Source organism: Membranihabitans marinus (assembly GCF_021729155.1).
GTDB lineage: Bacteria > Bacteroidota > Bacteroidia > Chitinophagales > Saprospiraceae > Membranihabitans > Membranihabitans marinus.
Window position 1 is genome coordinate 19,208 of sequence record NZ_JAJQYA010000004.1, and the last position, 24,543, is coordinate 43,750.

At 35.5% G+C, this 24,543-nt stretch carries 21 protein-coding genes; 10 read left to right on the forward strand and 11 right to left on the reverse strand.

Annotated features, from left to right (window positions below):
• The first annotated feature begins 80 nt into the window (after positions 1 to 80).
• The 3 genes from yidC to LVD51_RS03720 all read left to right on the forward strand — a co-directional run bounded on the left by yidC (position 81) and on the right by LVD51_RS03720 (position 4,541).
• Complete coding sequence (gene yidC / locus LVD51_RS03710) at positions 81 to 1,949, forward strand: membrane protein insertase YidC (RefSeq protein WP_236969844.1); 1,869 nt, start codon at positions 81 to 83, stop codon at positions 1,947 to 1,949.
• Positions 1,950 to 1,955: 6 nt separating this feature from the next.
• Positions 1,956 to 2,993, forward strand: a complete 1,038-nt coding sequence (locus LVD51_RS03715; protein WP_236969845.1) for an NAD(P)H-dependent glycerol-3-phosphate dehydrogenase — start codon at positions 1,956 to 1,958, stop codon at positions 2,991 to 2,993.
• A 63-nt stretch (positions 2,994 to 3,056) separates the two neighbouring features.
• The gene (locus LVD51_RS03720; protein WP_236969846.1) at positions 3,057 to 4,541 is read left to right on the forward strand and encodes an ArnT family glycosyltransferase; all 1,485 of its coding nucleotides are present in this window, start codon (positions 3,057 to 3,059) and stop codon (positions 4,539 to 4,541) included.
• On the opposite strand, the gene LVD51_RS03725 is transcribed toward LVD51_RS03720, so the two are convergent.
• Both LVD51_RS03725 and fabG read right to left on the reverse strand, forming a co-directional pair.
• Positions 4,522 to 5,700 (reverse strand): reprolysin-like metallopeptidase, encoded by a 1,179-nt coding sequence (locus LVD51_RS03725; RefSeq protein WP_236969847.1) that lies wholly within the window; start codon positions 5,698 to 5,700, stop codon positions 4,522 to 4,524. The two genes, LVD51_RS03720 and LVD51_RS03725, sit on opposite strands and share 20 nt — an antisense overlap.
• An 80-nt stretch (positions 5,701 to 5,780) precedes the next feature.
• Positions 5,781 to 6,521, reverse strand: coding sequence for a 3-oxoacyl-[acyl-carrier-protein] reductase (gene fabG / locus LVD51_RS03730; protein WP_236969848.1), 741 nt, complete (start codon positions 6,519 to 6,521; stop codon positions 5,781 to 5,783).
• A gap of 247 nt (positions 6,522 to 6,768) precedes the next feature.
• Between fabG and LVD51_RS03735 the strand changes: the two genes are divergently transcribed.
• Positions 6,769 to 7,038: a type B 50S ribosomal protein L31 gene (locus tag LVD51_RS03735; RefSeq protein WP_236969849.1), complete on the forward strand. Its 270-nt coding sequence runs from the start codon at positions 6,769 to 6,771 to the stop codon at positions 7,036 to 7,038.
• Between the two features lie 606 nt (positions 7,039 to 7,644).
• Here the strand turns inward: LVD51_RS03735 and LVD51_RS03740 are convergent.
• Complete coding sequence (locus tag LVD51_RS03740; protein WP_236969850.1) at positions 7,645 to 8,916, reverse strand: asparagine synthetase B; 1,272 nt, start codon at positions 8,914 to 8,916, stop codon at positions 7,645 to 7,647.
• Between the two features lie 229 nt (positions 8,917 to 9,145).
• On the opposite strand from LVD51_RS03740, the gene LVD51_RS03745 reads away from it, so the two are divergent.
• Positions 9,146 to 11,239 carry a hypothetical protein gene (locus tag LVD51_RS03745; protein ID WP_236969851.1) on the forward strand — a complete coding sequence of 698 codons (2,094 nt, stop codon included), beginning with the start codon at positions 9,146 to 9,148 and terminating at the stop codon, positions 11,237 to 11,239.
• A gap of 6 nt (positions 11,240 to 11,245) precedes the next feature.
• Here LVD51_RS03745 and LVD51_RS03750 read toward each other — a convergent pair whose 3' ends face one another.
• The 4 genes from LVD51_RS03750 to LVD51_RS03765 all read right to left on the reverse strand — a co-directional run bounded on the left by LVD51_RS03750 (position 11,246) and on the right by LVD51_RS03765 (position 15,085).
• Positions 11,246 to 12,076: an amidohydrolase family protein gene (locus tag LVD51_RS03750; protein ID WP_236969852.1), complete on the reverse strand. Its 831-nt coding sequence runs from the start codon at positions 12,074 to 12,076 to the stop codon at positions 11,246 to 11,248.
• Positions 12,077 to 12,140: 64 nt separating this feature from the next.
• On the reverse strand, positions 12,141 to 13,004 hold the full coding sequence (locus LVD51_RS03755) for a hypothetical protein (RefSeq protein WP_236969853.1): 864 nt from the start codon (positions 13,002 to 13,004) through the stop codon (positions 12,141 to 12,143).
• Positions 13,005 to 13,018: 14 nt separating this feature from the next.
• A complete protein-coding gene (gene trmD / locus LVD51_RS03760) occupies positions 13,019 to 13,705 on the reverse strand; it encodes a tRNA (guanosine(37)-N1)-methyltransferase TrmD (protein ID WP_236969854.1) in 687 nt (228 codons plus the stop codon).
• Positions 13,706 to 13,711: 6 nt separating this feature from the next.
• Positions 13,712 to 15,085: a dipeptidase gene (locus LVD51_RS03765; RefSeq protein WP_394803148.1), complete on the reverse strand. Its 1,374-nt coding sequence runs from the start codon at positions 15,083 to 15,085 to the stop codon at positions 13,712 to 13,714.
• A 61-nt stretch (positions 15,086 to 15,146) separates the two neighbouring features.
• Here LVD51_RS03765 and LVD51_RS03770 point away from each other — a divergent pair, with 61 nt between their 5' ends.
• A complete protein-coding gene (locus LVD51_RS03770; RefSeq protein ID WP_236969856.1) occupies positions 15,147 to 15,863 on the forward strand; it encodes a hypothetical protein in 717 nt (238 codons plus the stop codon).
• Between the two features lie 97 nt (positions 15,864 to 15,960).
• On the opposite strand, the gene LVD51_RS03775 is transcribed toward LVD51_RS03770, so the two are convergent.
• From LVD51_RS03775 to LVD51_RS03785, 3 genes are all read right to left on the reverse strand, one after another.
• Positions 15,961 to 16,650 (reverse strand): cell division ATP-binding protein FtsE, encoded by a 690-nt coding sequence (locus LVD51_RS03775; protein WP_236969857.1) that lies wholly within the window; start codon positions 16,648 to 16,650, stop codon positions 15,961 to 15,963.
• Positions 16,651 to 16,755: 105 nt separating this feature from the next.
• The gene (locus LVD51_RS03780; RefSeq protein ID WP_236969858.1) at positions 16,756 to 17,835 is read right to left on the reverse strand and encodes a DUF3810 family protein; all 1,080 of its coding nucleotides are present in this window, start codon (positions 17,833 to 17,835) and stop codon (positions 16,756 to 16,758) included.
• 59 nt (positions 17,836 to 17,894) lie between these two features.
• Complete coding sequence (locus tag LVD51_RS03785) at positions 17,895 to 18,719, reverse strand: hypothetical protein (protein WP_236969859.1); 825 nt, start codon at positions 18,717 to 18,719, stop codon at positions 17,895 to 17,897.
• A 164-nt stretch (positions 18,720 to 18,883) separates the two neighbouring features.
• On the opposite strand from LVD51_RS03785, the gene LVD51_RS03790 reads away from it, so the two are divergent.
• Positions 18,884 to 21,205: a S8 family serine peptidase gene (locus LVD51_RS03790; RefSeq protein ID WP_236969860.1), complete on the forward strand. Its 2,322-nt coding sequence runs from the start codon at positions 18,884 to 18,886 to the stop codon at positions 21,203 to 21,205.
• A gap of 206 nt (positions 21,206 to 21,411) precedes the next feature.
• Entirely contained in the window at positions 21,412 to 21,858 is a 447-nt protein-coding gene (locus LVD51_RS03795; protein ID WP_236969861.1) for a CBS domain-containing protein, read from the forward strand.
• Between the two features lie 84 nt (positions 21,859 to 21,942).
• On the opposite strand, the gene LVD51_RS03800 is transcribed toward LVD51_RS03795, so the two are convergent.
• Positions 21,943 to 23,217: a deoxyribodipyrimidine photo-lyase gene (locus LVD51_RS03800; RefSeq protein WP_236969862.1), complete on the reverse strand. Its 1,275-nt coding sequence runs from the start codon at positions 23,215 to 23,217 to the stop codon at positions 21,943 to 21,945.
• A 264-nt stretch (positions 23,218 to 23,481) separates the two neighbouring features.
• Here LVD51_RS03800 and LVD51_RS03805 point away from each other — a divergent pair, with 264 nt between their 5' ends.
• Entirely contained in the window at positions 23,482 to 23,913 is a 432-nt protein-coding gene (locus LVD51_RS03805) for a hypothetical protein (RefSeq protein WP_236969863.1), read from the forward strand.
• Between the two features lie 7 nt (positions 23,914 to 23,920).
• Positions 23,921 to 24,538 carry an SCO family protein gene (locus tag LVD51_RS03810; RefSeq protein ID WP_236969864.1) on the forward strand — a complete coding sequence of 206 codons (618 nt, stop codon included), beginning with the start codon at positions 23,921 to 23,923 and terminating at the stop codon, positions 24,536 to 24,538.
• The last annotated feature ends 5 nt before the right edge of the window (positions 24,539 to 24,543 follow it).

Below are 24,543 nucleotides of genomic sequence, written 5' to 3' on the forward strand. Positions count from 1 at the left end.
TATAGAATTAATTTTCCACGCTAAAACAAAATTGTACCTTTGTCCTGTTTTTAAATAATTTAGAGTAGTACAACAATTTTATGGACAAGAAACAAATGTTGGGATTTGGTTTAATTATGGCTTTTTTAGCCCTATGGCTGTATATGAACCAACCTTCCGAAGCTGAGAAATTGGCTATCCAAAAGAAAAGAGATTCGTTAGCTAATATCGAAGCTATTCAAGACAGTCCCGAGGCAACTCAGCAAAATGTCATTACTAATAATAATGCAACGACTGGGAATGTCGACTCAATAAATCAACAATACTTAGCTCAATCTTTCGGGGTTTTTGCACCTGCTGCCGTAGGTGAACAATCAACCTACACGATTGAAAATGATTTAATGACCATTACTTTCTCCTCTAAAGGAGGTAGAATCATCGATGTGTTGTTAAAAGATTACAGCAAGGTAGAAGAAGCCGAAGATAAATCAGAGATTAAGCTTCCTTTGAAATTATTGGAAGATGAAAAAGATAAATTTGAGTATCTATTTAAAGTGAATAACTTAGAAATAAGTACTCAGGATTTATATTTTGACGTAGAACAACAGGGATCGACTATCCTCTTTACTATTCAAACTTCAAACGGAGGTAGTATCACCCAAAAATACTCTGTTAACAGCAATTCATATCAGATAGATTACGAAGTTAATTGGAATAACATTCCCAATATTAAAGGAGACCATGTAACTTTAAATTGGTTGACATATCTCGACAAATTAGAGAAAAACACTACTTTCGAAAAGACCTATAGTACCTTGCATTACAAAGAGATGGGTGAACGGCCTACTTATGCGAGTTATACTAGAGACGATGACGATAACGTTGAAAATCCAATAAAATGGGTTTCCCACTCCAATCAGTTTTTTAATTCAACTTTGATCGCTGATCAAGCATTTGAGGCTGGTGAATTGTCAGTACAATCATTTGATGATAACAATAGCGACCTCAAAAAAATACAATCTCAACTGGCCCTGCCAAGTGCCAATACTCATTTATTTAAAATGAAGATGTATTTCGGCCCCAATGATTATGAAATATTGAAAGATATGGGCCACGACTTAGAGGATATTATTCCTTTTGGCTGGAGTATATTTGGTACCATTAACCGCCAGATTATCCGTCCATTGTTTAACTTCCTAGCTGGATTGATAGGTTCCAAAGGTTTAGCCATATTGATTTTGACTTTATTAGTGAAAATGGCATTGTTTCCCATCACTTATAAAATGTTGTATTCTCAAGCCAAGACCCAGGCCTTGAAACCGAGGATGGACAAAATGAAAGAAAAATTTAAGAACGATCCCAAAAAACAACAGGTGGAGACCATGAAGCTCTACCAAGAATACGGGGTGAATCCGGTTGGAGGATGTCTGCCAATGTTGTTACAAATGCCAATATGGTTTGCTTTGTATCGATTTTTTCCAGCGGCAATAGAATTTCGACAAGCAAAATTTTGGTGGGCAACCGATTTATCTTCCTATGACCCGTTCTTTATCCTGCCATTTGACCTTCCTCTTATCGGTGGTCATATATCCCTGTTTACCATATTGTATACTATAAGTATGATCGGTTATACCTATTACAATTCCAAGATGATGGAAGGGGCTTCAACAGGAAATGAAGAAATGATGAAGATGATGAAGATCATGCAGTATGCCATGCCATTTATGTTTTTCTTCTTCTTCAATAAATATGCAGCTGGTTTGACGGCTTATTTGTTCTTTAGTAATATGACAACCATCTTCCAAACCGTCATTACTAAAAATGTAATTATCGATCACGATAAAATAAATGCTGATTTAGAGGCGTATAAAAAGAAACCCAAGAAAAAATCCAAATTTAGAGAGCGATTAGACGAAGCTCTTAAAGAACAACAACGTCAACAGGAGTTAAAGAATAAATCGAGTAAATAGGATTCATTGAAAAAAAAAGTAGGTGTCATCGGTGCAGGTAATTTTGGAACAGCCATAAGCATGTTGTTGTCCAAAAATACAGAAGTATACCTCTACAGTCGCCAATTGGAAGTTGTAGACAATATCAATCGTTCTCATAGACATTTATCCAATGAATTGGCTGAAAATATTATCGGGATAGGCGATATTGAAAAAGTATGTACTGAATGTGACATCCTTTTTATCGCTGTTCCGTCAAAAGAATTTTTGAACCTTTTAAATACCTGTAATACCTTTCTGACTCCGCGTCACATTGTGATTCATTGTATTAAAGGTTTTGAAATTAGAAAGGGTCCAGCTCATTTATACGAGATATCTAGGTTTGAAAACCTGCCCATCCGAACCATGAGTGAAGTCCTACAAAGGGAAACGAATGTAGTGCGTATTGGCTGTTTGTCTGGTCCCAATCTCAGTTCAGAAATTTTACAAGGACTACCCGCTGCTACCGTGATTGCGAGTTCTTATGATGAAGTCATCAAAGTGGGTAAAGAGTTGCTCAATCAACCCAATTTCAAAGTATATGGCTCACACCACCTTAAAGGAACAGAAATAGCTGGTGCCTTAAAAAACATCATCGCCATAGCCAGTGGTTTGGTCAACGGACAAAAGCTGGGCAAAAATCTCGAAGCCATTATACTGACCAAGGGTATTCGAGAGGTATTGGTCATTGGGAAAAGTTTAGATATTTTACCCAATGCCTTCCTTGGCCTAGCTGGTATTGGAGATTTAATTGCTACAGCTACCTCAAAACAAAGTAGAAATTACTATTTTGGCTTTCAAATTGGAGAGAGTAAAAATATTGATCAGGTTATTTCGCAAAACGAAGACCTAATAGAAGGTGTAACCACTACTGAAATTATATATAACTACTGTATTAAATTGGGACTGGATTGTCCTATTGTTCAAATGGTTTACGATGTTGTTTTTAATAAAATAGAGGTTGAGAAAGCTGTCAGTAATATTTATGAGTCCAATGCCGACGATGACGTCGACTTTATGCTGTAGTTGTTTTTATCCTATATAGATGTTGGTTATCGGTAATCAATATCTACAAACAAGTCATACTAGATGAATAATACAAGTATACCTTTTGCAGGTTTTAATGTAGTTCTTTGGGGTATTATTGCCATTGTACTCAGTCGATTGGTCCTGATGTTTGCTATAGGGATGATGCCACAGGATGCCTATTATTTCTTATACAGTGAACATTTAGATTTATCTTTTTTCGATCACCCGCCCATGGTGGCTATAATGCTCAAATTCTTCACTTCTATCTTTGGCGTCAATGTCTTAGCCATTAAATTGGCCAATGGAATAATGACCATAGGTACTACGCTTTTATTCTATAAGTTAGCCAAGGAATTTTTACAGGGATTTCAATTACACAATGCTCTTTACCTATGGTTGTCAACCATGATGGTATCTATTTTAAGTTTAATAACAACTCCCGATGTGCCATTGCTATTTTTCTGGGCTTTATCTATGATCTGTATTTATCGCAGTATAACCACCAACCACTGGAAGTATTGGTTACTCACTGGCCTTGCCATTGGTATGACTTTTAACAGTAAATATACAGGGGTATTGCTTCTGGGAGGACTATTTGGCCTGCTCTTGTTTTCCAAACAGCTGAGAAAGTATTTATTGGGCTATCAATTTATCCTTGTTTTCGTTGTTTTTTGTATCACCATCTCCCCCGTTATTATTTGGAATGTTCAGAATGACTGGATTTCTTTTAAATTTCAATCTAGCGACAGGGTTTCAGATATCTCTAAATTTAGTCTAAACTTAAAATTTTTCATAGGGACCATCGGAACACAACTCTTTGTAGTACTGCCCGTCCTATTTGTGATGATAATGACATTGTTGACAGGGTATAAAACCAAAATATGGAGAAATATTCGATCTCTATCCATTAAAACACAATTCTTACTTTGGTTTTCTGTGCCCATTCTTTTTGGATTTATGTTTATCTCTCTTTTTTATTGGGTTAAACTCAATTGGATGATGCCAGCCTATATTACAGCCATTATCCTGATCACTCCTTATTTTACTAGAAATCTTATGAAGCATCAGGTTTTAACCAGTTTGGTTTTTCATATTGCCTTTATGATTCAGGTGTTTTACTATCCAGTATCTATCCAGTCAGATGATACTTGGTGGGGATGGAAGGAATTGGCCACAGAGGTCAAAGAAATCAAAACTGATTATCCCAATGACTTTATTTTCTCTAACGATGGTTACAAAACGTCTGCTGAGCTCAATTTTTTCCTGCGATCAGAAAAAATATATTCAGGAAATGTCATCGGAAAACACGGTTTACAATTTTCTATGATTGATTCAGATTTAAGTCATTTAAAAGGGAAGAATGCTATATTTATTGACTCGCGCAAGCGATTTGACGATCTTGGAAAAGAAGATATTCCCCAACCATTGTTAAATCAATATTTTGAATCTGTAGAACAATTGTCTCCTATTGTTTTGTTCAACCATAAGGGCGATGCAAAAAGGAAGTTTTTAGTATATCGTCTTACTAATTATCGGCCCCAGTAACATTATTGGCGATATTTTCAATGATGGTTGAAGGCGCTATTTCTACCATAGATTGCTTTGTGGCAGACAATATGCCCTTCCATGATTTACCACAATCGTTGTGTAATTTGGCCGTAGGTCCTAGAATTAGTTTGGCGTCTTTTTCGAGGAAAATAAATCCATTTTCTGGTAGAGACAAACGAGATTGAATAAACAGACTAACTCCGGATTTTATTCTAATATTTCGACTGACATCCTTTTCTACTTTCCACACTTCATCACGCTCAATCAATATTTCTGGGAGACTATCATTGAGTTGGCAATAATCCGGTTTTAAAAAACGCCTCACATAGCTCTGTTCTTCTGATAGACTTCTGTGGATGACTCCGATTTGACAAGGACTATAGGCATCTTGGTCTGCATTGGAATCCATGATGTTATTCGATACTAGAGAATCGCATTCAGAGCCATTTTGCGTAAAATTCCAACAATTACTATGCAATGGAGTATCATCGCAGCCATCATTGAGCCAGCTATGTCTCAAACCTAATATATGGCCAATTTCATGATTGAGCAATCCCGAATATTTCCATATTTCGGGTTGATTCTTAAAATCTCCTGATATCTTAATAGCATTGGTCAAGGCTATTCCAGTAATAATTCCACCATAAGTCTGTGATGCGACACTGTCGGGATGAGGAGGAATAACAAAAACATTGAGCACGTGGTCTAAATCCACCCCGTATTCGTCAATTACAATTTTTTTAAAATTATTTTGATCCCTTCCCTTTTTAACAAAATAACACAAGTCATTATTTTCATGAAAATAGATAGCGGGTTGACCATCACCAGACTTATATATCTCATATTGAAGTAGTGGATCGAGAACTGGAGTTTGATTGTGAAGAGGTAGTCGCATGGCTTGATTGTTGGCCAATTCACGATTGGCTTGATCTATCAAATTTTGAGCGAAATCAATACCCTCTTGCCCCTGTAAATTAATGCTAATCTGTTCGCGGTCGAGAAAATGAAAATTTAGATAAATGGTCTTAACTTCATTCCTCATGCTATCATAGGGAATATATTCAGCGGCTCCAAGGCGGGTTTTTAATTGATTTAACGTTGTGCTATGTTGTAATAAAACTGTTTCTCTAGAGTGATCATTTGCTATAGTCACCATATGGTAATGATTACAGGAAATGCAGAGAGTGATAGCCAAACCCGCCAATATTATGGAACCTAAATAGCGATGGGCCACAATTACATATTCATACCGCCATCAACACTCAATACCTGTCCGGTAATATAGCTTGATAGATCAGATGCTAAAAACATAGTCGCATTGGCTATTTCATCGATGGATCCAAATCTCTGCAATGGAATACTTTTCATATATTCTTCTTTATTGGGCAACTCATGGGTCATTTCGGTTTCTATAAAACCAGGAGCCAATACATTACATCTAATGTTTCTACTTCCCAATTCTTTGGCTATACTCTTAGAAAAACCAATAATTCCAGCTTTGGAAGCGGCATAATTAGCTTGACCAGCATTACCTGTGATGCCTACGACGCTAGAGATGTTGATAATTGATCCATTGCGATGTCTCAACATAGGACGAATCACTTGTTTGGTCAAATTAAAAACTGATTTTAAATTATTGGCGATGACTTCATCCCATTGTTCTTCCGTCATACGGAGCATAAGATTGTCTCTAGTGACACCGGCATTGTTGACCAATACGTGAATAGTACCAAAATCTTCTACTACTTGCTTAACCAATGTTTCTGCAGCAGCAAAACTAGAGGCATCTGATTGGTATGCCTTAATGGTGACTGGCAAGTCGCTCAACTCTTGAATTAATTCATTGGCTTTTTGAGCTGATGAATGGTAAGTAAAGGCGATATTTCCACCTTGTTCTGCCAATTTTCTGACCATACCTGATCCGATTCCTCTACTACCACCAGTGATCAAAATCACCTTTTCATTTAAAATTCCCATGTAATGTACTTGTTGTTTAAAGATTAAAATTCTTGCAAAAATAATAAATTAGTTTTTTTAATATTAAATCTATTTTATTATCTTTGCACTCCGAAAACAGAAACATATGTTTTAGTCTCTTTTTTATCTAAGAGTAAAGATGATAAAAAATTGTACATGAAAAAAATGTTTCATATATTTAAATCGGCTTTGGTGTCGATCACCTTTAGGTAAGGAATTAAAGTTAAAAAACAAAATTTAAAGACTAATGAAAAAGGAAATCCATCCAGACAGTTACAGATTAGTGGTATTCAAAGATTTCTCTTGTGATGAGGCTTTCTTGACAAAATCTTGTGCTCAGACTAAAGATACAATTGTTTGGGAAGATGGCAATGAATATCCATTAGTAAAGTTGGAGATTTCAAGCAAATCTCACCCATTCTACACAGGTAAAATGAAATTCGTTGATACTGCGGGTAGAATTGATAAGTTTAACAAGAAATTTGCGAAATTCAGCAAAAAAGCACCTACTGAATAATTTTATTCATTAGTGAATTTAAGATATTAGTACAACCTTGATGAATGTAAGTTCGTCAAGGTTTTTTTTTGTCTAAATTGATCTGCTTATACCAATTGCGGTTATAATTGTCGGTTATATTTCGATTTATTGTAGAGCCACGACTGAATGATGTAGTCTGAAAGACTACCAAATGCCTATTTAAGGCATTTGGCTCTTTGCTCTCCCACCCAATGCGCGGAGGCTTTGGAGCCTTCAATACTATTATATTATTGATGTATAATGTAATTTTATTCTTGGCGATTTTAATGTAGTGTTGTCACGACACGGACTTCGTGCAACTTCATTCTGTCATGCTCGTTTACACCCACGACACAGTGGTCGTGCATCCTGCTCAGTTGTCTTAAAAGCTTAACCGTTATTATAGAATGTAATTCGTATAAGTCCTTATAGCACGATACTATATCAGAAACAGGAATACTCTTGATTAATGAGCTTATTAAGCTGATGCTTGGAATAAAGTCTAGCGAACTAATAATAGCTTTAAACCATACTTATTCCAATGTCATCAATATTAAATGATATTCGGTAAATAGTCATAACTATTCAGAACTATTTCCTTTCCTTTTATGTCTTGCGCTCTTTCTTACGCGCTGCAGGGAATAGTATATTATTTAATATAAGACGATATCCCGGAGAATTGGGATGTAAACTCAAATCGGTTTCGGGGTCGTTGACGTAATGAGCATAATCTTCGGGATCATGTCCACCGTAGAATGTAAATTGTCCTTTCCCCAACTCACCGTGTAAATATCTCACCTCGTTGGCTGCCTTGTTTTCTCCCAAAACCAAAATTGATGTTTTAACTTGACTCTTGGCAAATGCTGTAGTCTGCCCCATAAACCCCTTAACTGTCCTTGTATGGTTTTGTGTCAACATGGTAGGTACAGGATCCCATTTTGCTGAAAAATCAAATAATTCAAAATAATCGTTCTCAGGTCGAACATTTCGAAATGGATTATCAATGGTACTGTATTCGTATTCTAATGGATTGGTTTTCAATTGAAAATTTTCAAAAGCTAATGTCTTACTGTAATCCAATTTTTTTTGTGCATCTGGATCTTGAGGATCTTTGTCAAACATCCAATCGCATATATCTGTTTGGGCAGCAGATAAAGCTATGTCATAACTATCGGTAGCCGAACACATAGCAAATAAAAATCCCCCCCCAATAACGTATTCTTTAATTTTTTGAGCGACCGACAATTTCAATTTTGATACCTTATCAAAGCCCAGAGAAGCAGCCAGAGCTTCCATATTCTTTTGATTTTCGATATACCATTTTTGATTCTTATACCGGGCATAGAATTTTCCATATTGGCCAGTAAAATCTTCGTGATGAAGATGCAGCCAATCGTATTCTGCCAATTTGTCTTCCATCACTTCTCTGTCATAGACTACATCGTATGGTATTTCTGCATAGGTCAATACCAGGGTTACAGCATCATCCCAAGGCTGAATTCTCTCCCCGCGTTGATTGACATCAGGGGTATATACCGCTATCTTTGGTGCTTTGTCCAATTTGATAGCATCCATATTCATTTCCGGCTGGGCTATTTCATTTAATATTCCATTAAATTGAGCATCAGATATTACTTCATATTTAATATTTCTAGTCTTACATTCTCTTTCAAAGGTCTGATGAAATGGATAGGCAAAACTTCCTCCTCTATAGTTTAATAGCCAATACGCTTCAATTTCTCTTTCCAATACCCAATAAGTCATTCCATAGGCCTTGAGATGATCGGTTTGTTCGGCATCCATAGATACCAGTATATAATTGGCTTTTCCTTCTACAGAACACATTAAAAAAAATAAAAATATAATTATCTGCTTCATTAAAATATATTTATCGCTATTTACAACTTGTTTATCCTATTCTATATCTCCATCCAGCACAGCTATACATCGTGGAATTAGACTTCACCTTTGTCTCCCTCTAATTTTTGTGAAGTTATATAGAATATATTAATATTTTTAGTGTTTATATTCAAACATTGGTTTTCTTTGATTTGTTGTAATTTGGCGTTTAATTTCAGTTTTTTCAAAAGAAAATAGAAAATATATTTTGAGTAGTCTTCATTTATCATACCCCATTTGGAGTTTAGCATTGATTTTAGGTCTAAGCATTATCCTTTCTGGGATATTGTATTTCCGAAATAAGCAACATTCTTCGGCTATTTCTACGGCTTTGTTTATACTGCGAAGTGTTGGAATATTTTGTTTACTTCTATTATTGCTCAACCCCTATATCAATCAAACCATTCAAAATGATAAGAAGGCCAAAATAATAGTCTTACAAGATAAATCATCTTCCATAGCTATGGTCACTCCCGAATCGACTATGGCAGAATATCAAGGTGATCTCAATCAATTTGTAAACGATATGGAATCCCTCCATCCTGTGGAAACCTATGAGTTTGGTACCGATGTAGAAGAGAAGGCTATTGATACTGGATATAATGAAAAAGTGACGGACTTGTATCGCGCCTTAGACTATATCAATAAGATCTATGAAAGTGATCACGTAGGTGCTATTGTACTGGCTACCGATGGGATATATAATCGAGGTGGAAACCCAAGCTATTTTAAATTTAGGAACAACACCCCTTTACTGATATACGGCATGGGAGATACGACCCAAAGATCCGATGTGAAAATCCAGCAAGTCCTGTACAATGAAATCGTCAGAAAAGATGAAACCAGTGAAATTGAAGTAGATGTCAAAGGACATAATACTGAAGCTAAGAATATTTCAGTACACTTACAGCAATGGGACAAAGGTCGATGGTCGACTATAGAAAGTAAAACCATTCGCCCAGAATCCAACGATTTTTTTGAAACTGTAATTTTTCAACGAAGCTATACCAATCCAGGTCTCGACCAATTGCGAATAAAATTGTCGGATATAGAAAACGATATTCAACCCGCTAATAACGAGAGAAATTTCTTTGTGGAGGTATTGGAGACTACGAGAAAAATTGCCATCGTCAGTCCTATCCCCCATCCTGATATCGCAGCTCTAACTGAATTATTGACCACAGAAAACAATGAAGTAGCGGTATATATCAATAATAATAGTAAAACGACAAACCTTCCATCACCACAAGATGCCGATTTGTGGATCTTCTATCAATTGTCTACTGATGGTAATCTAAATTCTTATCTGCAAACTGTCATAAAAGAGAAAAAACCGATATTTTATATCAATGGTTTAAAAACCAATGACAATCTTGTAAATGAGGTTCAAAATCTAGTAGAATTTAAGGTGAAAAGTCGTCAGCATAACCTATACAGCAGTGCTATCAATCCACTTTTCGATTATTTCACCATCGATGATGAATGGAAATCCCTGTTTTCAAAATTTCCTCCTTTAACAAGTAAATTTGGTGAATTCACTTTGGTGGGTAATGGTCAAAATCTATTAACTCAACAGATTGGCGATGTGGAAACAGATGCACCTAGTCTTTCTTTAGGGGAATCTCCCAATGGAAGAATAGCTGTGTTAAATGGTGAAGGAATATGGAAATGGAAATTATTCGAATACTTAGAAAATGACAATAATGAAATCTTAAGCGGTTTTTTTAATAAGGTTATCGAATACATCAGTCAGCAAAAAGATGACCGCCTATTTAGGTTACAAAAAAACAAGTTGCTCTTTGACGAAACTGAAAATATTTCCTTTACTGCCGAATTGTACAATCCGGCCTTGGAGAAAATTTCAGAACCCGATGTTTTTTTCGAACTCACAGATGAATCCAACAATCAATCGACTTACACTTTTGATAAAATTAACAATCAATACCAACTCAGTTTAGGACAATTGAATCCTGGAACCTATCAATATTCAGCACACACCCAAAGTGCAGGGAAAGAATATAGAGAAAATGGTCAATTTACCGTCGCTGACATAGAATATGAATACTATCAATTGGAAGCCAATCACAATTTATTAGCTCAATTAGCTCAGAATAATAAAGGAAAATTGTTCTACGATTTTGACTCCATAAAAACCAGCATTGAAGAACTCAATACAATGCAGAGTTATTTGGTAGAATCCAATATTAAAAATCCTTTAATTGACTGGAAATGGTTGGCTTTTATTGTACTACTACTCATCTCAGCAGAATGGATAATTAGAAGATATTTTGGTTCGTACTAAATCTTCCTATTTTTTGATGTAGACTTTTTCAATATTCTTTTGGAAAATAAAAGACAAGGCTTCATCACTGTGTTGTGCAACGATGTCATGTACAAACTTGAATTGTTCTTTAAACGAAGAATCGAGATTGCTATAAGGCCAATCAGATCCGTAAAGTATTCGTTTGATTCCGAAATGTTCGATAACAAATCCTATCATTTCTTCGATATCTGCTGTATTTAAGTCGGTTTCTAATTTAAATTTATACCAACCGTTTAACTTAACATATACATTGGGTAGATCAGACAATGCTTTCATCATGGTCTTCCAGGCAGGGAGATATTGACTAGATCTTGGCCAATATCCCATATTATTTAAAACAAAGGTTTGTCGCGATCTCAGATATAATAGATTGACAACGGCTGGAAATTGTTTAGGAGAAGCTTCCACTTCAAAAGGATATTTATATTCACTGATTAAGACCAACCCCCTTATCACCTCTTTACTCATGGGATAATGTGCTGAATCATGTCGGAGAAAAGAGTCTCTAAAACCCAAAACGTTGAGGGGATTATAAGCATTAATCTTTTGCCCAACAGTAAGACTTGTAAGGTCGATCCAAGCTATGACACCAGCTATAATTTCATTTTTATGAGCGAGATCTAGTAAATATTGATTTTCCTCTTCACTACTAATATGAGCAGTCGCAATACAACTCGAAAATGAATTGTTGACTAAATTGACCAATGAATCATGTGGTAAGTGATCTTTTTTTAAGGAATCTAAGTTCTTATGACTTAATTTTTCCAGTCGACTATTGCTGGACTCCCAAAAATATTGATGGCTATCTATATACATATGCGGTAGTTGGTGGTTTTAATAAAGCAAAGAAAGCATTAAATTTTAATAACTAGTATATTCACTAGCGCAAAGCCAATGGGATATGAGTATTTATTAACAATAAGTTGGCATTGAAACGCGCTTTAAGGTCTGATAATTGAAAATCTGATTTTTGAAAATGTGGATAATTCGACTGCAAAATCATTTGTGCATCTTCGGCTGACGAGGCAATAACTAAAAAATACACCCCTGAAGTGTCATTATATCGTTTGCCAAAAGTAGAAAAAAGATAGAGGTTTCCATTTCTTTCTCCCAATTGCGGACCTAGATTCATTTCCAAACTTGGAGCAGATTCTCGAATGCTATTTTCCCTGTACGAAAAATATATTTTTGGAGTGATGGTATCTCTAACCCATTGTTTACCCATTTCGAATACCATCCAATCGTCGGCATCTAAATAAATCGAAAAATGACTGTTTTTCCCGTAATAATAGATGGCTTCTTCTGGGTTAAGAGCAGACAAAAACGCTATTTCCTTTGACCTTCTTTCTGAATTACTTAATAATAAGTAAAATTTTAAACTTCCTTTAATCCATTCTTCAACCCCTGTCAATTTGAATATTTGTTCAATATAATCGATGGAATATACATCTTCAAAATCAATACTTATTTCAATTCTTTCTCCATTGGCCTTAAAGTAAATAATTCGGTATATTTCTCGATCGATAGAATTAAGATAATAGCGAGCATTACGACGCTTTAATTCCTCAATTAACCTCAGTATGTGGTTAAAATCTTCAGCAGAAATACTGCATTTCTTTTTTCGAAGCAATGAAACATGACTGATGCCATGAAATACCGTGTCATCAACCGACCGTATACGCAATTCAAATTCGGGACTTGTGTCAAAATCAGATTTTGATAATATGGTAAAGGTTTCTGACATCTATTATTGTGTTTTTATATATCCTCTTCATTTAATATATCAGGTCTCAATCTTACAGTGCGTTTATAAGCTTCCTCTTCCCTCCATTCTCTAATTTTTTTATTGTGTCCAGAAAGTAGAATTTCCGGCACCTTCCATCCGCGAAACTCCACGGGACGAGTATATATTGGAGGAGCCAATAATCCATCTTGAAAACTATCTTCCAATGCGCTAGATTCATCGTTAATACATCCGGGGACCAGCCTACAAACAGCATCAACGACTACAGCAGCTGCCAATTCGCCACCGCTTAATACATAGTCGCCAATCGAGATTTCTTTAGTCACTACATGATCTCTTATTCGTTGATCGATACCTTTATAGTGACCGCATAAAATAATAATATTTTGTGCTAATGATAAGGTGTTGGCTGTTTTTTGGTTGAAGGTCTCACCATCAGGCGTCATGTAGATTATTTCATCGTAGGGTCTGACATCAGTCAACGATTCAATACAGGCTATGATGGGTTCGATTTTCAATACCATTCCTGCCCCCCCTCCGTATTGGTAGTCGTCTATTTGATTGTAATTGCCCAATCCAAATTTTCTCAAATCGTGAACCACAATTTCAATAACATTTTTTTCAGCCGCCCGTTTCAATATACTATGTTGAAATGGTGATTCTAACAATTCGGGAATGGTCGCAATGATATCTATTCTCATATCGATTTACTTATTCGCCAATTTCATCAAGAAACTAGTGATGGTTTCAATACCAATATAAAAATTAAACAATCCAAAATGTTCATTGGGAGAGTGAATAGAGTCTGAATCCAAGCCAAAGCCCATAAGGATGCTGTCAGTACCCAAAACTTCCTTAAACATTGCTACAATAGGTATACTTCCTCCACTTCGCATCGGTAACGGTCTTTTGCCAAAACTTTCCGTCATCGCCGCTTCTGCCGCCCGATAAGCTGCTGAATCAATTGGAGTAACCGCAGGTCGTCCACCGTGATGAGGCCTAACTTCAACCGAAACTGAAGAAGGTGCAATTGATGTGAAATAATCTACAAATAGTTTAGTTATCGTATCGGGATCTTGGAACGGAACTAAACGCATTGATATTTTGGCAAATGCCTTGGCTGGCAATACGGTTTTGGCCCCTTCTCCGATGTAACCACCCCAAATTCCATTGACATCCAGAGTTGGTCTGATAGAGGTCCGTTCAAAGGTAGAATATCCCTCTTCTCCCAAAATGTCGGGAATGCCAATCTCTTTTTTATATTCCTCCAAATTAAAAGGAGCTTCCTGAATCAATGCTCTCTCCTGTTCACTGACTACCTCTACATCGTCATAGAACCCAGGAATAGTGACCTTGCCTTTGTCATCGTGCATTGAGGCTATCATCTTGGAGAGTATATTAATAGGGTTTGCTACAGCACCACCATAGACACCACTGTGTAAATCTTTATTGGGACCGGTAACTTCCACCTCTACATAACTCAATCCTCTGAGCCCTGTAGTGATGGTTGGCGTATCATTGGACAAAATAGAAGTATCACAAATCAATATTACATCAGATTTCAATAGGTCTTGATGAGCCATACAGAATTGATCTAAGTGATCTGATCCGATCTCCTCCTCTCCTTCATATATAAATTTAATATTACATTTTAAATTATCTGTTTTCAAAAGGGCTTCCACCGCTTTTACTTGCATATATAACTGACCTTTATCATCACATGCACCACGGGCAAATATTGCACCATCGGGATGAATATCAGTTTTGTTAATCGTAGGGTTAAATGGTTCTGTATTCCACAAGTTGAGTGGATCAGGTGGCTGAACATCATAGTGGCCATAAAACAAGACGGTTGGATAGTCTGGTGAAATTATCTTTTCGGCAAATACAATGGGATGCCCTGGTGTTTCGTACAGATCTACCGTATCCAGTTCCAATGAAGTCAGCTTATCCATTAACCATTGAGCACCGCGTCTCACTTCACTTTGGTATTTAGAATCCGCAGAAATAGAAGGAATTTTAAGAAAATTAATTAATTCTTCTACTGACTTTTGTTTTTCAGAATCTAGGTATTGTTTCAAGGATTCATTCATGATTATAATTCTTTAATTTTTGTACTTTTACCATAATATACTCAATATTATGACAATATATTTTAAAAATTTCATCGCTATTTTTATTTTCCTAGTATCTACTGTCACCTTAGTAGCTCATTCGAAAACCACGACTATAGCATTGGCTAACAAAGTAACAGAATTAGCCTTTCATAAAAAAACAAATGAGGCTAAACTTGTTATTGATTCTATCCCTTCAAATAAGTTTTCTCCTTATCCTCACTCGGATATAAAAACCATTGAATCCGAATGCGATTTTGCAGAAATAAGTTATGATCCTTTTTTAGAAAAAAGTAAAAAAGATCTAGCCTACGAAAAGCTTTTTACTTATACGCCAGCTTCTCTGAAACCATATTTTAAATCCTCGTCATTTTTAACAGCTCATGGGAAATTGACTTCGTTAACAGGAGGATATAAATACTTTACTCTTTTAGTTGAAATTGAAGGCAATAAGGCTAAAAATATATACGGCAATATTAAGAAAGGAAGCATGATGAACATCGGTCTTATAAAGGGGAAAAACCTCACTTTACACAATGCATCAGAATCCAGAGGGCAGTACGATGAAAGTGCAAATAAATATATATACAAAATGGTATATCCTATAGATCATCGTCAAGAAAAAATCCTTAGTAAACATCCCATTGACAAAATATATATCATTTGGGAATCTGGATTTGAATCCTATGAAATATACAATGTTTCATTCTTCCAAAACCAACTCCAATGTCTTAATAATTCCTGATTATAGAGTGACTGATATAGGGTGTATTGGGTGACTGATATAGGGTGTATAGAGTGACTAATATAGGGTGTATTGGGTGACTGATATAGGGTGGAAATTACAATTCTACAATCTGTCCCTTTTCACATTTTAACACTCTAGCATTGGGATTTTTTTCGATTAAAGTGTAATCATGGGTAGCAAAAAGAACAGCGGTATCGTGATTCTTTTGAAGATTGAGTATCAACTGTAAAATTTCCATTGATGTATCGGGATCTAGGTTTCCCGTTGCTTCATCGGCTATGATCAATTGAGGGGAATTGAGTAAAGCTCTCGATATGGCGATTCTTTGTTTCTCTCCTCCAGACAATTGATGAGGATATTTATGGGCTTGATATTGAAGCCCTACTTCTCGCAATGCATTGTCTATTTTAGTCTCAATCTCTTGTTCTTCCTTCCAGCCAGTTGCTTTCAATACAAAGCGCAGATTTTGATAAACTGTACGATCCTCCAACAATAAAAAATCCTGAAAAATCATTCCTAAATTTCTGCGCAATAACGGCAATTTATTTCTACTGATTTTTTTTAAATCAAACCCACTTAACTGTGCTTCCCCTACTTGAATGGGTAAGGCACCATATATGGTCTTAAGTAAAGAGGATTTCCCTGACCCTGTTTTGCCTATTAAAAAAATGAACTCCCCTGGTCTTATCTGAAGATTGACTTCGTGCAAAACTTTATATTCTTTCTGATAGATATCCACATTTTTCAATTGCAATACATAATGCTCTGATATACTTTGATTCACGTCAAGGGATTTATTAGATTTCATAACTGGCTTCATACTTAGCACACGATAATATATATTAACAAAAATACTAATATTAATCGAAAAACATAGAAATTCCTTTCTTTATCTCTTTTGCTTTTCTTTATTGTAGGTGATGACCATTTTGACCAATCGACTATAGCTTTCAAGTCCACCTTCTACCTGATTTAAACTCAAATAACTACCGTAAATAAAATCGCGAACAGTAGGCATTATTGCCGGGTAAGTCTGATCTAACATCTGTCTTGCGGCTAAATCATCTTGAACCTTTTGACTGAGGTTTTTCCACATTTTAGTTTGATAATTCTTATCCAAGCCTCTAGCGTCTCTTGCCATATAAAGCCACAGTCCCAATTCCGCTGAATATTGAACAAATCGATCGCCACTTTTAAGACATGTGAGGTAACCGAGAAAATTGGCATCTCCCTCATCGGTTACTCCATATCCATGGGCCAACTCATGGGCTATAACGAATGGTTTTTGACTGATGTGTAAACCGGGGTCGATATAAGATTCAGATCCATAGGGAAAATAAAAACCAGCCGTATTCAGTCGAAGCAAACTCCCCTGAGGACTGAGTTCTTTACAAATAGGATTAAGACTGGAATCAATATTAAAAATAGGTAAAACAGTTTTAATACTTTTTTGAAGGTGATGACTATAAATTGCCGTCCAATTTTTACTACTATCTGGTTCGGTAGATTTCCCTCTAAGGTAATTGACTTTTTGTCCTTGCCTAGCCCAAATCTTTTTAAATTCTGTAGTATCAATGTCCGTGTATTTATATTCAAAATAACTAGCTGACAATGAGGGTTTAGAATAATTAAATCCCCAAAACCAATAAAATAGGGCTATCCCAGAAGCCATAAATGTCAATAAGTCTACAATGACCAATAGCCATTTTTTCTTAGCATCAGAATGCCTCAGTCCAAGTAACCAAGTAAACAATACGATCATCAATATCCAAAAAACTACCCAAAATAAAGGCACATCAGTGAAGTGGGATATATATTGCCAATAGTGATTGAGGTTTAAAAATATATGGTCATTGTACCACTCTCCATGGCTTGGTTTGAGATTTACCCATATTCCAAATACTGCGGTCAACAGAATAAAAATAAGAGATAAGATAAAGCTCCATCTTGAAAAAATATGCTTAAGCATTTTTATATCATTTCATATCAAATAATAGGCATCGGCACACCAGCTAATTTTATTAACTACTAGGGAAGAGTAGATATCCTTGCATCGGGATATACCCGCCTAATGGAAGATAATTCTTTTTGAGCAATTTGTTTAGAATAATATGGCCCCGTATATATCCAAATCATATTGTCAATACGCTTTTGATGTATTGGAATACTTTTTCTTTTTTGCTTAAAATCCTCCTCATTCCTTACCTTCTCTACAACAATAATATGATCTTGTCTAGTATAATCATAAGTAAATTTTCTTGCCGAAGTGTTAGGGACATCTTCAGCAGTCTCAGTTTCAATATCGGCATCTGGCAAATGAGGTTGTAAGAATAGATGGCCCAATCCTTTTTCCAATTGACTGGGTTTAAAAGTTTTAGATACGTATTTGTAATCGGGATGATAAAAATGTAGAGTGACTGGCTTAGACTTGCGCACAATTATGGAAAATTTTCCAGCTTTATCGCTCATGGTCGCATAATTGTTCGGATTATTGGAGGTATGATATCTAATCTCAACCCCACTTATTGGTAATTGATCTTTAGCTGACCACAATTGTCCCATTTTATATTTATCCTGCCGCTGCATAAAGAAGGTAATCTCATTATTGGAATTGACATGCTCTTGGGCAAAAGATTTAACTAAACTCATAAAGCCAGAAGCACTGATATACATGACACATGATGCTATATCACTAGTGGGAATTAAGACTTTGCCATCTTCATTGCTATAAAATTTACCTAAATTACAAGTATTGAGATCGATGACAGCTCCGGCTACTGGACTGCTTGAACCCAAGGACTTAATGTAGATAGCTATATGGTTCGGAGGATTCCCAAATAAACAAGTTCTCATCCCTATAATAAGGATAATTAATGTTAATCTTTTATATTTATGACAGCTATAATACATGAATCAAATATAATTCGCTTTATTTTTGAATTCTAACATTGAACCATTAAAATATTAAAATGAAGTCAATCAATTTTTCTAAACTGATCCTAATGTGCCTAATTCTGATGAATTCGCATTTATCTGCGGAAGCATTCCAACCGAATTATGTAGATGGAGAATTGTTAATCCAAACAGATGGGACACCATTAAGCACTATTTTAGCTTCATCGATTAATAATAGAAATCTAAGTAAGGCTCAACAATATAAGAGTTTAGGTAGTGATTTAAATATTTATTTGTATTCTTTTTCTACAGATGTTGAATCTACAGAAGAAGTATATCAGCGAATCTCACAACATCCCAACATTCGCAATATTCAATACAATCACTATTTAAGTCCACGCAGACAACCCAACGATGAAAATTATATCAAGCAATGGGCTCTTATGAATACTGATAACAATTTAGGCATTGGAATGGAATCTGCTTGGGATATTACTACTGGTGGTCAATTGGCCAATAAGTACGATATAATAATTGCCGTTATCGATGATGGATTTAATATAGAACACCCTGATTTACATGACAATATGTTTAAGAATGTTCGAGAAATACCCAATAACAATATTGACGATGATGGCAACGGATTTGTAGATGATTATCGTGGATGGAATCCAGATACCGAATCCGATAGTATCTACAGCGGAAATCACGGCAATTTAGTTGCTGGAGTGCTGGGGGCAGTTGGCAACAATAACATAGGAATTTCTGGCATCAATTGGTCGGTTAAAATCCTGCCTTTATTGCTCAATAAAAAATTTACAGAAGACGGTCTTATCTCCAGCTATCTATATGCTTATGAGATGAGAAAGGCATTTAATGAAAGTAATGGAGAAAAGGGCGGATTAGTAGTGGCTACCAATTCGTCTTGGGGTATATCTGGATATTTCCCAAATGAATTTCCAATTTGGTGTGGAGTATACGAAACGCTATATAATGAGGGTATTCTCAACTGTGTCGCTACTGGCAACAGAGTAGAAAATGTTGATCAATTGGGAGATTTACCTTCACTTTGCAGTAGCGAGTCACTTATTGTGGTCACTAGTACCGATGAAAACAATCTATTGTCTGGGAGCTATGGTATTGAGAATGTTGATATAGCTGCTCCTGGCACCGCTATATATACCGTATTAAATGAGGGTTATGGTTATGATTCTGGAACTTCATTTGCTGCACCAATGGCTACAGGAATGGTTGCCTTGATGTATAGTATTCCTTCCAATATATTACTTGAAGCGGTATTAAATCAACCTAAATCTACAGCTCAAAAGATAAAAACAATTCTTTTGGAAAGTGCTGAATCTATTGAGGATCTCAACGGGAAAATTAAAACGGGTGGAAAAATAGATGCCAGTTATGCCATTGCCATGACTATGGATACCTTTGGGATAGACTCCATTACCTATTGCAATATCGATTCCATTGATTTACCGACTTTGTCTCTCGATACTTTTTTCTTCCAAAACGATTCCATTATTTCAGGATTTAATAATGGGTATCGTCCCAGTCAATTGTTAAAGGATACCATAGAACAAGGTCGATATATCCCAGTAGGGATTTCCCCTAATCCCGATTATCTAGACTCGATATATGTTTCCATTTGGTTAGACGAAAATAGAGACAGTGTGTTTTCTGAACACGAACAATTGTTATTTGATTCTATTCAAGGCAAGTGGGCCGGTACAGTATTTATACCAGAAGATATCGATACAGGATACTATCACCTTAGGGTAGGTATATCTGCACTCACTGACAGTATTAATCCATGCGCAGAAAAGATGACAACTTATGAATTTGAAGATTATTCATTATTTATAAAAATCAATCCTTTGCTTTGTCCTCCTCCTCCCACTGTGGATAGCATTATGATAGGCGATACGACAGCAAGTATATTGTGGGACATGGTGGATAGTTCAGTTGCTTATATATTTAGATACAGAGCCATAGGAAGTGGAGAATGGGAAGATGAAATGGTAGATACGGCTAAAATGTTTACTATAAATGGGCTAGATGAATGCAAGCCTTATGAATTTCAAGTAAGAAGCGTGTGCTATTATGATACAAGTTCATATTCTCTGTCGTATGAATTCCAAACAGACTGTCCCACGAGCATCGATGGCGTCGAATTGAGTAATGAAGTACATATCTATCCCAATCCCAATAATGGATCAACGATGACCATAGAATTACCTTCTATTTGGGCGGTAAAATCTTCAGAGTGGCAAATCTCTGTATATTCTATGAACGGACAACAAATGATTCGTCAGAATACTTGGTCCAGTGGCAAGGTCTTATCAGTTGATGACATGAGCCTCCCTTCTGGCTTGTACATGGTAAATATTTTCAATGGCGAAGCATATGCCAATAAAAAGCTAATAATACAATAAGAAAAGTTCTCGAAAGATCAGTTAAATTTTGGACCAACCCCATTTTGACTGATCTTTTGCATTTTTTGCTTTATTCGAATATTATCATTGCATGAATCTATCTAGGCAATATAATATCATTTATGGGTATAAAATTATGATATTATAATTCATTTTCTTATATTTAGTAAGTTGACACTTTTTTTCAACTTAAAAATAAGATTTGAATGAAAAATTTTAAGCAAAAACTTGTTACGGAGATAGAAGAACCAGAAGTAGCCACTCCAATCGTGAAACAGTTTATGACAACTGATTTAATCACTTTTGAACCAGACACACCGATACTTACCGTAGCCCAAACCCTATTGAAAAATAGGATAACTGGTGCTCCCGTTCTCGATAAGAATAAAGATGTTGTCGGTCTTATTGATGACAAGGATTGCTTGAGGGTGGTCATCGAGACCATGTATCACAATCATCCTGTCTTAGATAAGACAGCTGCTCATTATATGTCCAATGTAATGAAAACTGTCAACCAAGAAACCGATATCAATGAGGCTGCCAACATCTTTTTAACTACACCTTATAAACGTCTATTGGTGACTGATAATGACGGCAAATTAGTAGGTCAAATCAGTAGAAGAGACATCCTAAAAGCTTTGTTTACCACTTAATATTAAGTATATATTTTAAATGGAATATAACGACAGGCTTTGAATATAGACTTCCCATTTATCATTAGATTAATGGGGGTCTTTTTATATATAGGCAAAATCAATAGCACATGTGGCCCATTTTGATCTAAATTCAGATTCTGGATCTAATAATTGATCAAGGGATTCAAAATTAACAGGTTGTTCGCCTTTCTGATCAACACTTATACCAGTTATTCGCTGCCAATTACTGTAATTTGAACACGGATCGTAGTCCAGTAATACAGATTCAAAATAAGCCGCTCCCAACAACCAATGTATTTTAAGTTCTTGTATTAAATAATAAGCTACTATTCGACGCTGTTGGTGACTGATATAACCATAGGTATACAATTCTTTCATACAAGCATTGACATAATCATTCTCAGTTTGGCCATTTATCCACTGTTTTAATATTTCAATGTCCCATTTTTGATCATTTATTTCTTGATTGCCAAATCCGTGTTCATCGAATAGTTGTTTATGATTTTTCTTACTAATTAGCCTGTGATAATCTCTTAGATAGAGATTTTTATTCAATTCTTTGACCACTTTCTTCGATGATTTCCCTAAGGTTTGAACTTCTTGGTAGACAAATTTTGGAGATAAACTACCATTGGCCAACCAAGGCGATATTTGCAATTGTTTGCTAGATTTATCTTCTATTTCTTTGAGTTTTTGTTTTAATATTTTTAATCCTTCATTTTCCCCACCATGAAATTGATTATTTTTGAAGTCATCTGACCAGCCCAAGTCCGACATCAGAGGAATATTCCCCTCCTCGATTTCTAATTCTAACGGCTTAATACTAATCGGAGAATCCAAAGGCGGACGGATTGGAACTATCCTCTCTGTTTCCTTTCTAAAATTGGCAAATTTATCTGGAGTATGAGATATAGGGAACGGAAGATCTTGAGTGTAATGAAGCATTTTACCCCTAGAGTAATGAATTTCCTGACCAATAGACCAAAGTTTTTCTTCAAGACTGTCCTGAACCGAAACTTCTTCTAATGTACGCTCTCTGTTACAAAAAGTCCATGTGGTCTTATATTCATTAGCAAGATCAAAAATAACTTCTTCTGGTATTCCAACTCGGACAATGAGTTTAGATCCTAATTTTTCAAGGTTATCTCGCAGATTCTGCACCGATTCAATAAGGAATAAAGCTCTAGTTTGGAATATTTTAGGAATAGACTCGAATCTATGACCAGTGAATTGTCTTTCATCAAATACATAGATTGGAATGATTTCATCAACCGTTCTCATGATTTCCACCAGGGCTTCATTGTCATGAATCCGCAAATCATTCCTAAACCATAGTATACCTCTTCTACTTCCCATCTAATGTATATTTACATGCAGTACAAAAATAGTGACTTATTTATAATTATTCTAAAACTAAAAAGATATTTCAAAAAGCCGGCTTTGAAATAATAAAGGGAATATTATGGGGTTGTCGCTAATATTATTTCATTTAATCTAATAAACACTGCAATTATTATATAAAAATTTTATTTTATTAGCATTAACATAAAATGCAAGAAAGAAGAGAAAATTTTTATTGTTCTACTTTAGTTTATATTTGCATAAAATTTAAAACTAGCAATGAAATCTATAATATTGACAACCTTAGCTTTGGCATTTTTAGTCATAGCATGTAAAAACGACGGCAGTTCCAGTATTGAGCAAGAACTAAAAGAAAAGATCGAATTATACAACGACAGCGTAATGGTAGTTCACGATAGAACTATGCCTCAAATGTCAAAAATTGAAGATTTAAGAAAACAATTAACCGAGCAGAGAAAAGCTTTAATTGGAGTAGACAATTTCAACGAAGTAAAAAAAGTTAATAACCTTCTAGGCGAACTCAATAAATCTGAAAATGCTATGTGGGATTGGATGTATAATTTTAAGCCAGACACCTTGCAAAACGATGAAAAAGTAAACTATTTACGCGAAGAATTAAGATCTGTACGCAAAATGGAAAACATAGTGATCAGTGGTATCGCAAAAGCTGAATCGTATATTCAAAAATAGTAATATCATGAAATCAGTATATCTTTGGTCCATCATTATCACTTTCGTTTGGGGTTGTTCATCAAATGAAACCAAACACTTACCTATATTGGGAATACCTACAGTAGTCAATGGCGATACGATTCATCATACTATCAGGGACTTTACCTTCATAGATCAAGACAGTACTGTAGTGACAAAAGCTACTTTTAAGGACAAAATATACGTATCTGACTTCTTTTTTACTTCCTGTCCTTCCATTTGTCCCATTATTACTCGTGAAATGAAACGCATTTACGAAATATTTGAGAGCAACGATGACTTTATGTTAATTAGTCATTCCATTGATACTCGAAGAGATAGTGTTCCCGTATTGAAAGCCTATGCAGATAAACTCAATGTGGACAGTAACAAATGGAAATTCGTTACTGGAGAGAAATCTTTAATTTATGAAATAGCCAATGACTATTTCAATGTAGCCTATGAAGATGAAGACGCTCCAGGAGGCTATGACCATTCAGGAAAATTGATCTTGGTGGACAAAAATGGTCATGTTCGATCTTATTGTGAAGGTACAGACCATGAGGCAGTAACAAAATTTATAGAAGATATTAAATTTTTGATCGCGGAGCAAGCCAGTGAATAAAGTTC

Excerpts from the sequence above, each read along its gene's own strand:
- yidC (WP_236969844.1), top strand. The coding sequence starts at position 81 with ATGGACAAGAAACAAATGTTGGGATTTGGTTTAATTATGGCTTTTTTA.
- LVD51_RS03720 (WP_236969846.1), top strand. The coding sequence starts at position 3,057 with ATGAATAATACAAGTATACCTTTTGCAGGTTTTAATGTAGTTCTTTGG.
- LVD51_RS03725 (WP_236969847.1), bottom strand. The coding sequence starts at position 5,700 with ATGGTGACTATAGCAAATGATCACTCTAGAGAAACAGTTTTATTACAA.
- fabG (WP_236969848.1), bottom strand. The coding sequence starts at position 6,521 with ATGGGAATTTTAAATGAAAAGGTGATTTTGATCACTGGTGGTAGTAGA.
- LVD51_RS03735 (WP_236969849.1), top strand. The coding sequence starts at position 6,769 with ATGAAAAAGGAAATCCATCCAGACAGTTACAGATTAGTGGTATTCAAA.
- LVD51_RS03740 (WP_236969850.1), bottom strand. The coding sequence starts at position 8,916 with ATGAAGCAGATAATTATATTTTTATTTTTTTTAATGTGTTCTGTAGAA.
- LVD51_RS03750 (WP_236969852.1), bottom strand. The coding sequence starts at position 12,076 with ATGTATATAGATAGCCATCAATATTTTTGGGAGTCCAGCAATAGTCGA.
- LVD51_RS03755 (WP_236969853.1), bottom strand. The coding sequence starts at position 13,004 with ATGTCAGAAACCTTTACCATATTATCAAAATCTGATTTTGACACAAGT.
- trmD (WP_236969854.1), bottom strand. The coding sequence starts at position 13,705 with ATGAGAATAGATATCATTGCGACCATTCCCGAATTGTTAGAATCACCA.
- LVD51_RS03770 (WP_236969856.1), top strand. The coding sequence starts at position 15,147 with ATGACAATATATTTTAAAAATTTCATCGCTATTTTTATTTTCCTAGTA.
- LVD51_RS03780 (WP_236969858.1), bottom strand. The coding sequence starts at position 17,835 with ATGCTTAAGCATATTTTTTCAAGATGGAGCTTTATCTTATCTCTTATT.
- LVD51_RS03785 (WP_236969859.1), bottom strand. The coding sequence starts at position 18,719 with ATGAGAACTTGTTTATTTGGGAATCCTCCGAACCATATAGCTATCTAC.
- LVD51_RS03790 (WP_236969860.1), top strand. The coding sequence starts at position 18,884 with ATGAATTCGCATTTATCTGCGGAAGCATTCCAACCGAATTATGTAGAT.
- LVD51_RS03795 (WP_236969861.1), top strand. The coding sequence starts at position 21,412 with ATGAAAAATTTTAAGCAAAAACTTGTTACGGAGATAGAAGAACCAGAA.
- LVD51_RS03800 (WP_236969862.1), bottom strand. The coding sequence starts at position 23,217 with ATGGGAAGTAGAAGAGGTATACTATGGTTTAGGAATGATTTGCGGATT.
- LVD51_RS03805 (WP_236969863.1), top strand. The coding sequence starts at position 23,482 with ATGAAATCTATAATATTGACAACCTTAGCTTTGGCATTTTTAGTCATA.
- LVD51_RS03810 (WP_236969864.1), top strand. The coding sequence starts at position 23,921 with ATGAAATCAGTATATCTTTGGTCCATCATTATCACTTTCGTTTGGGGT.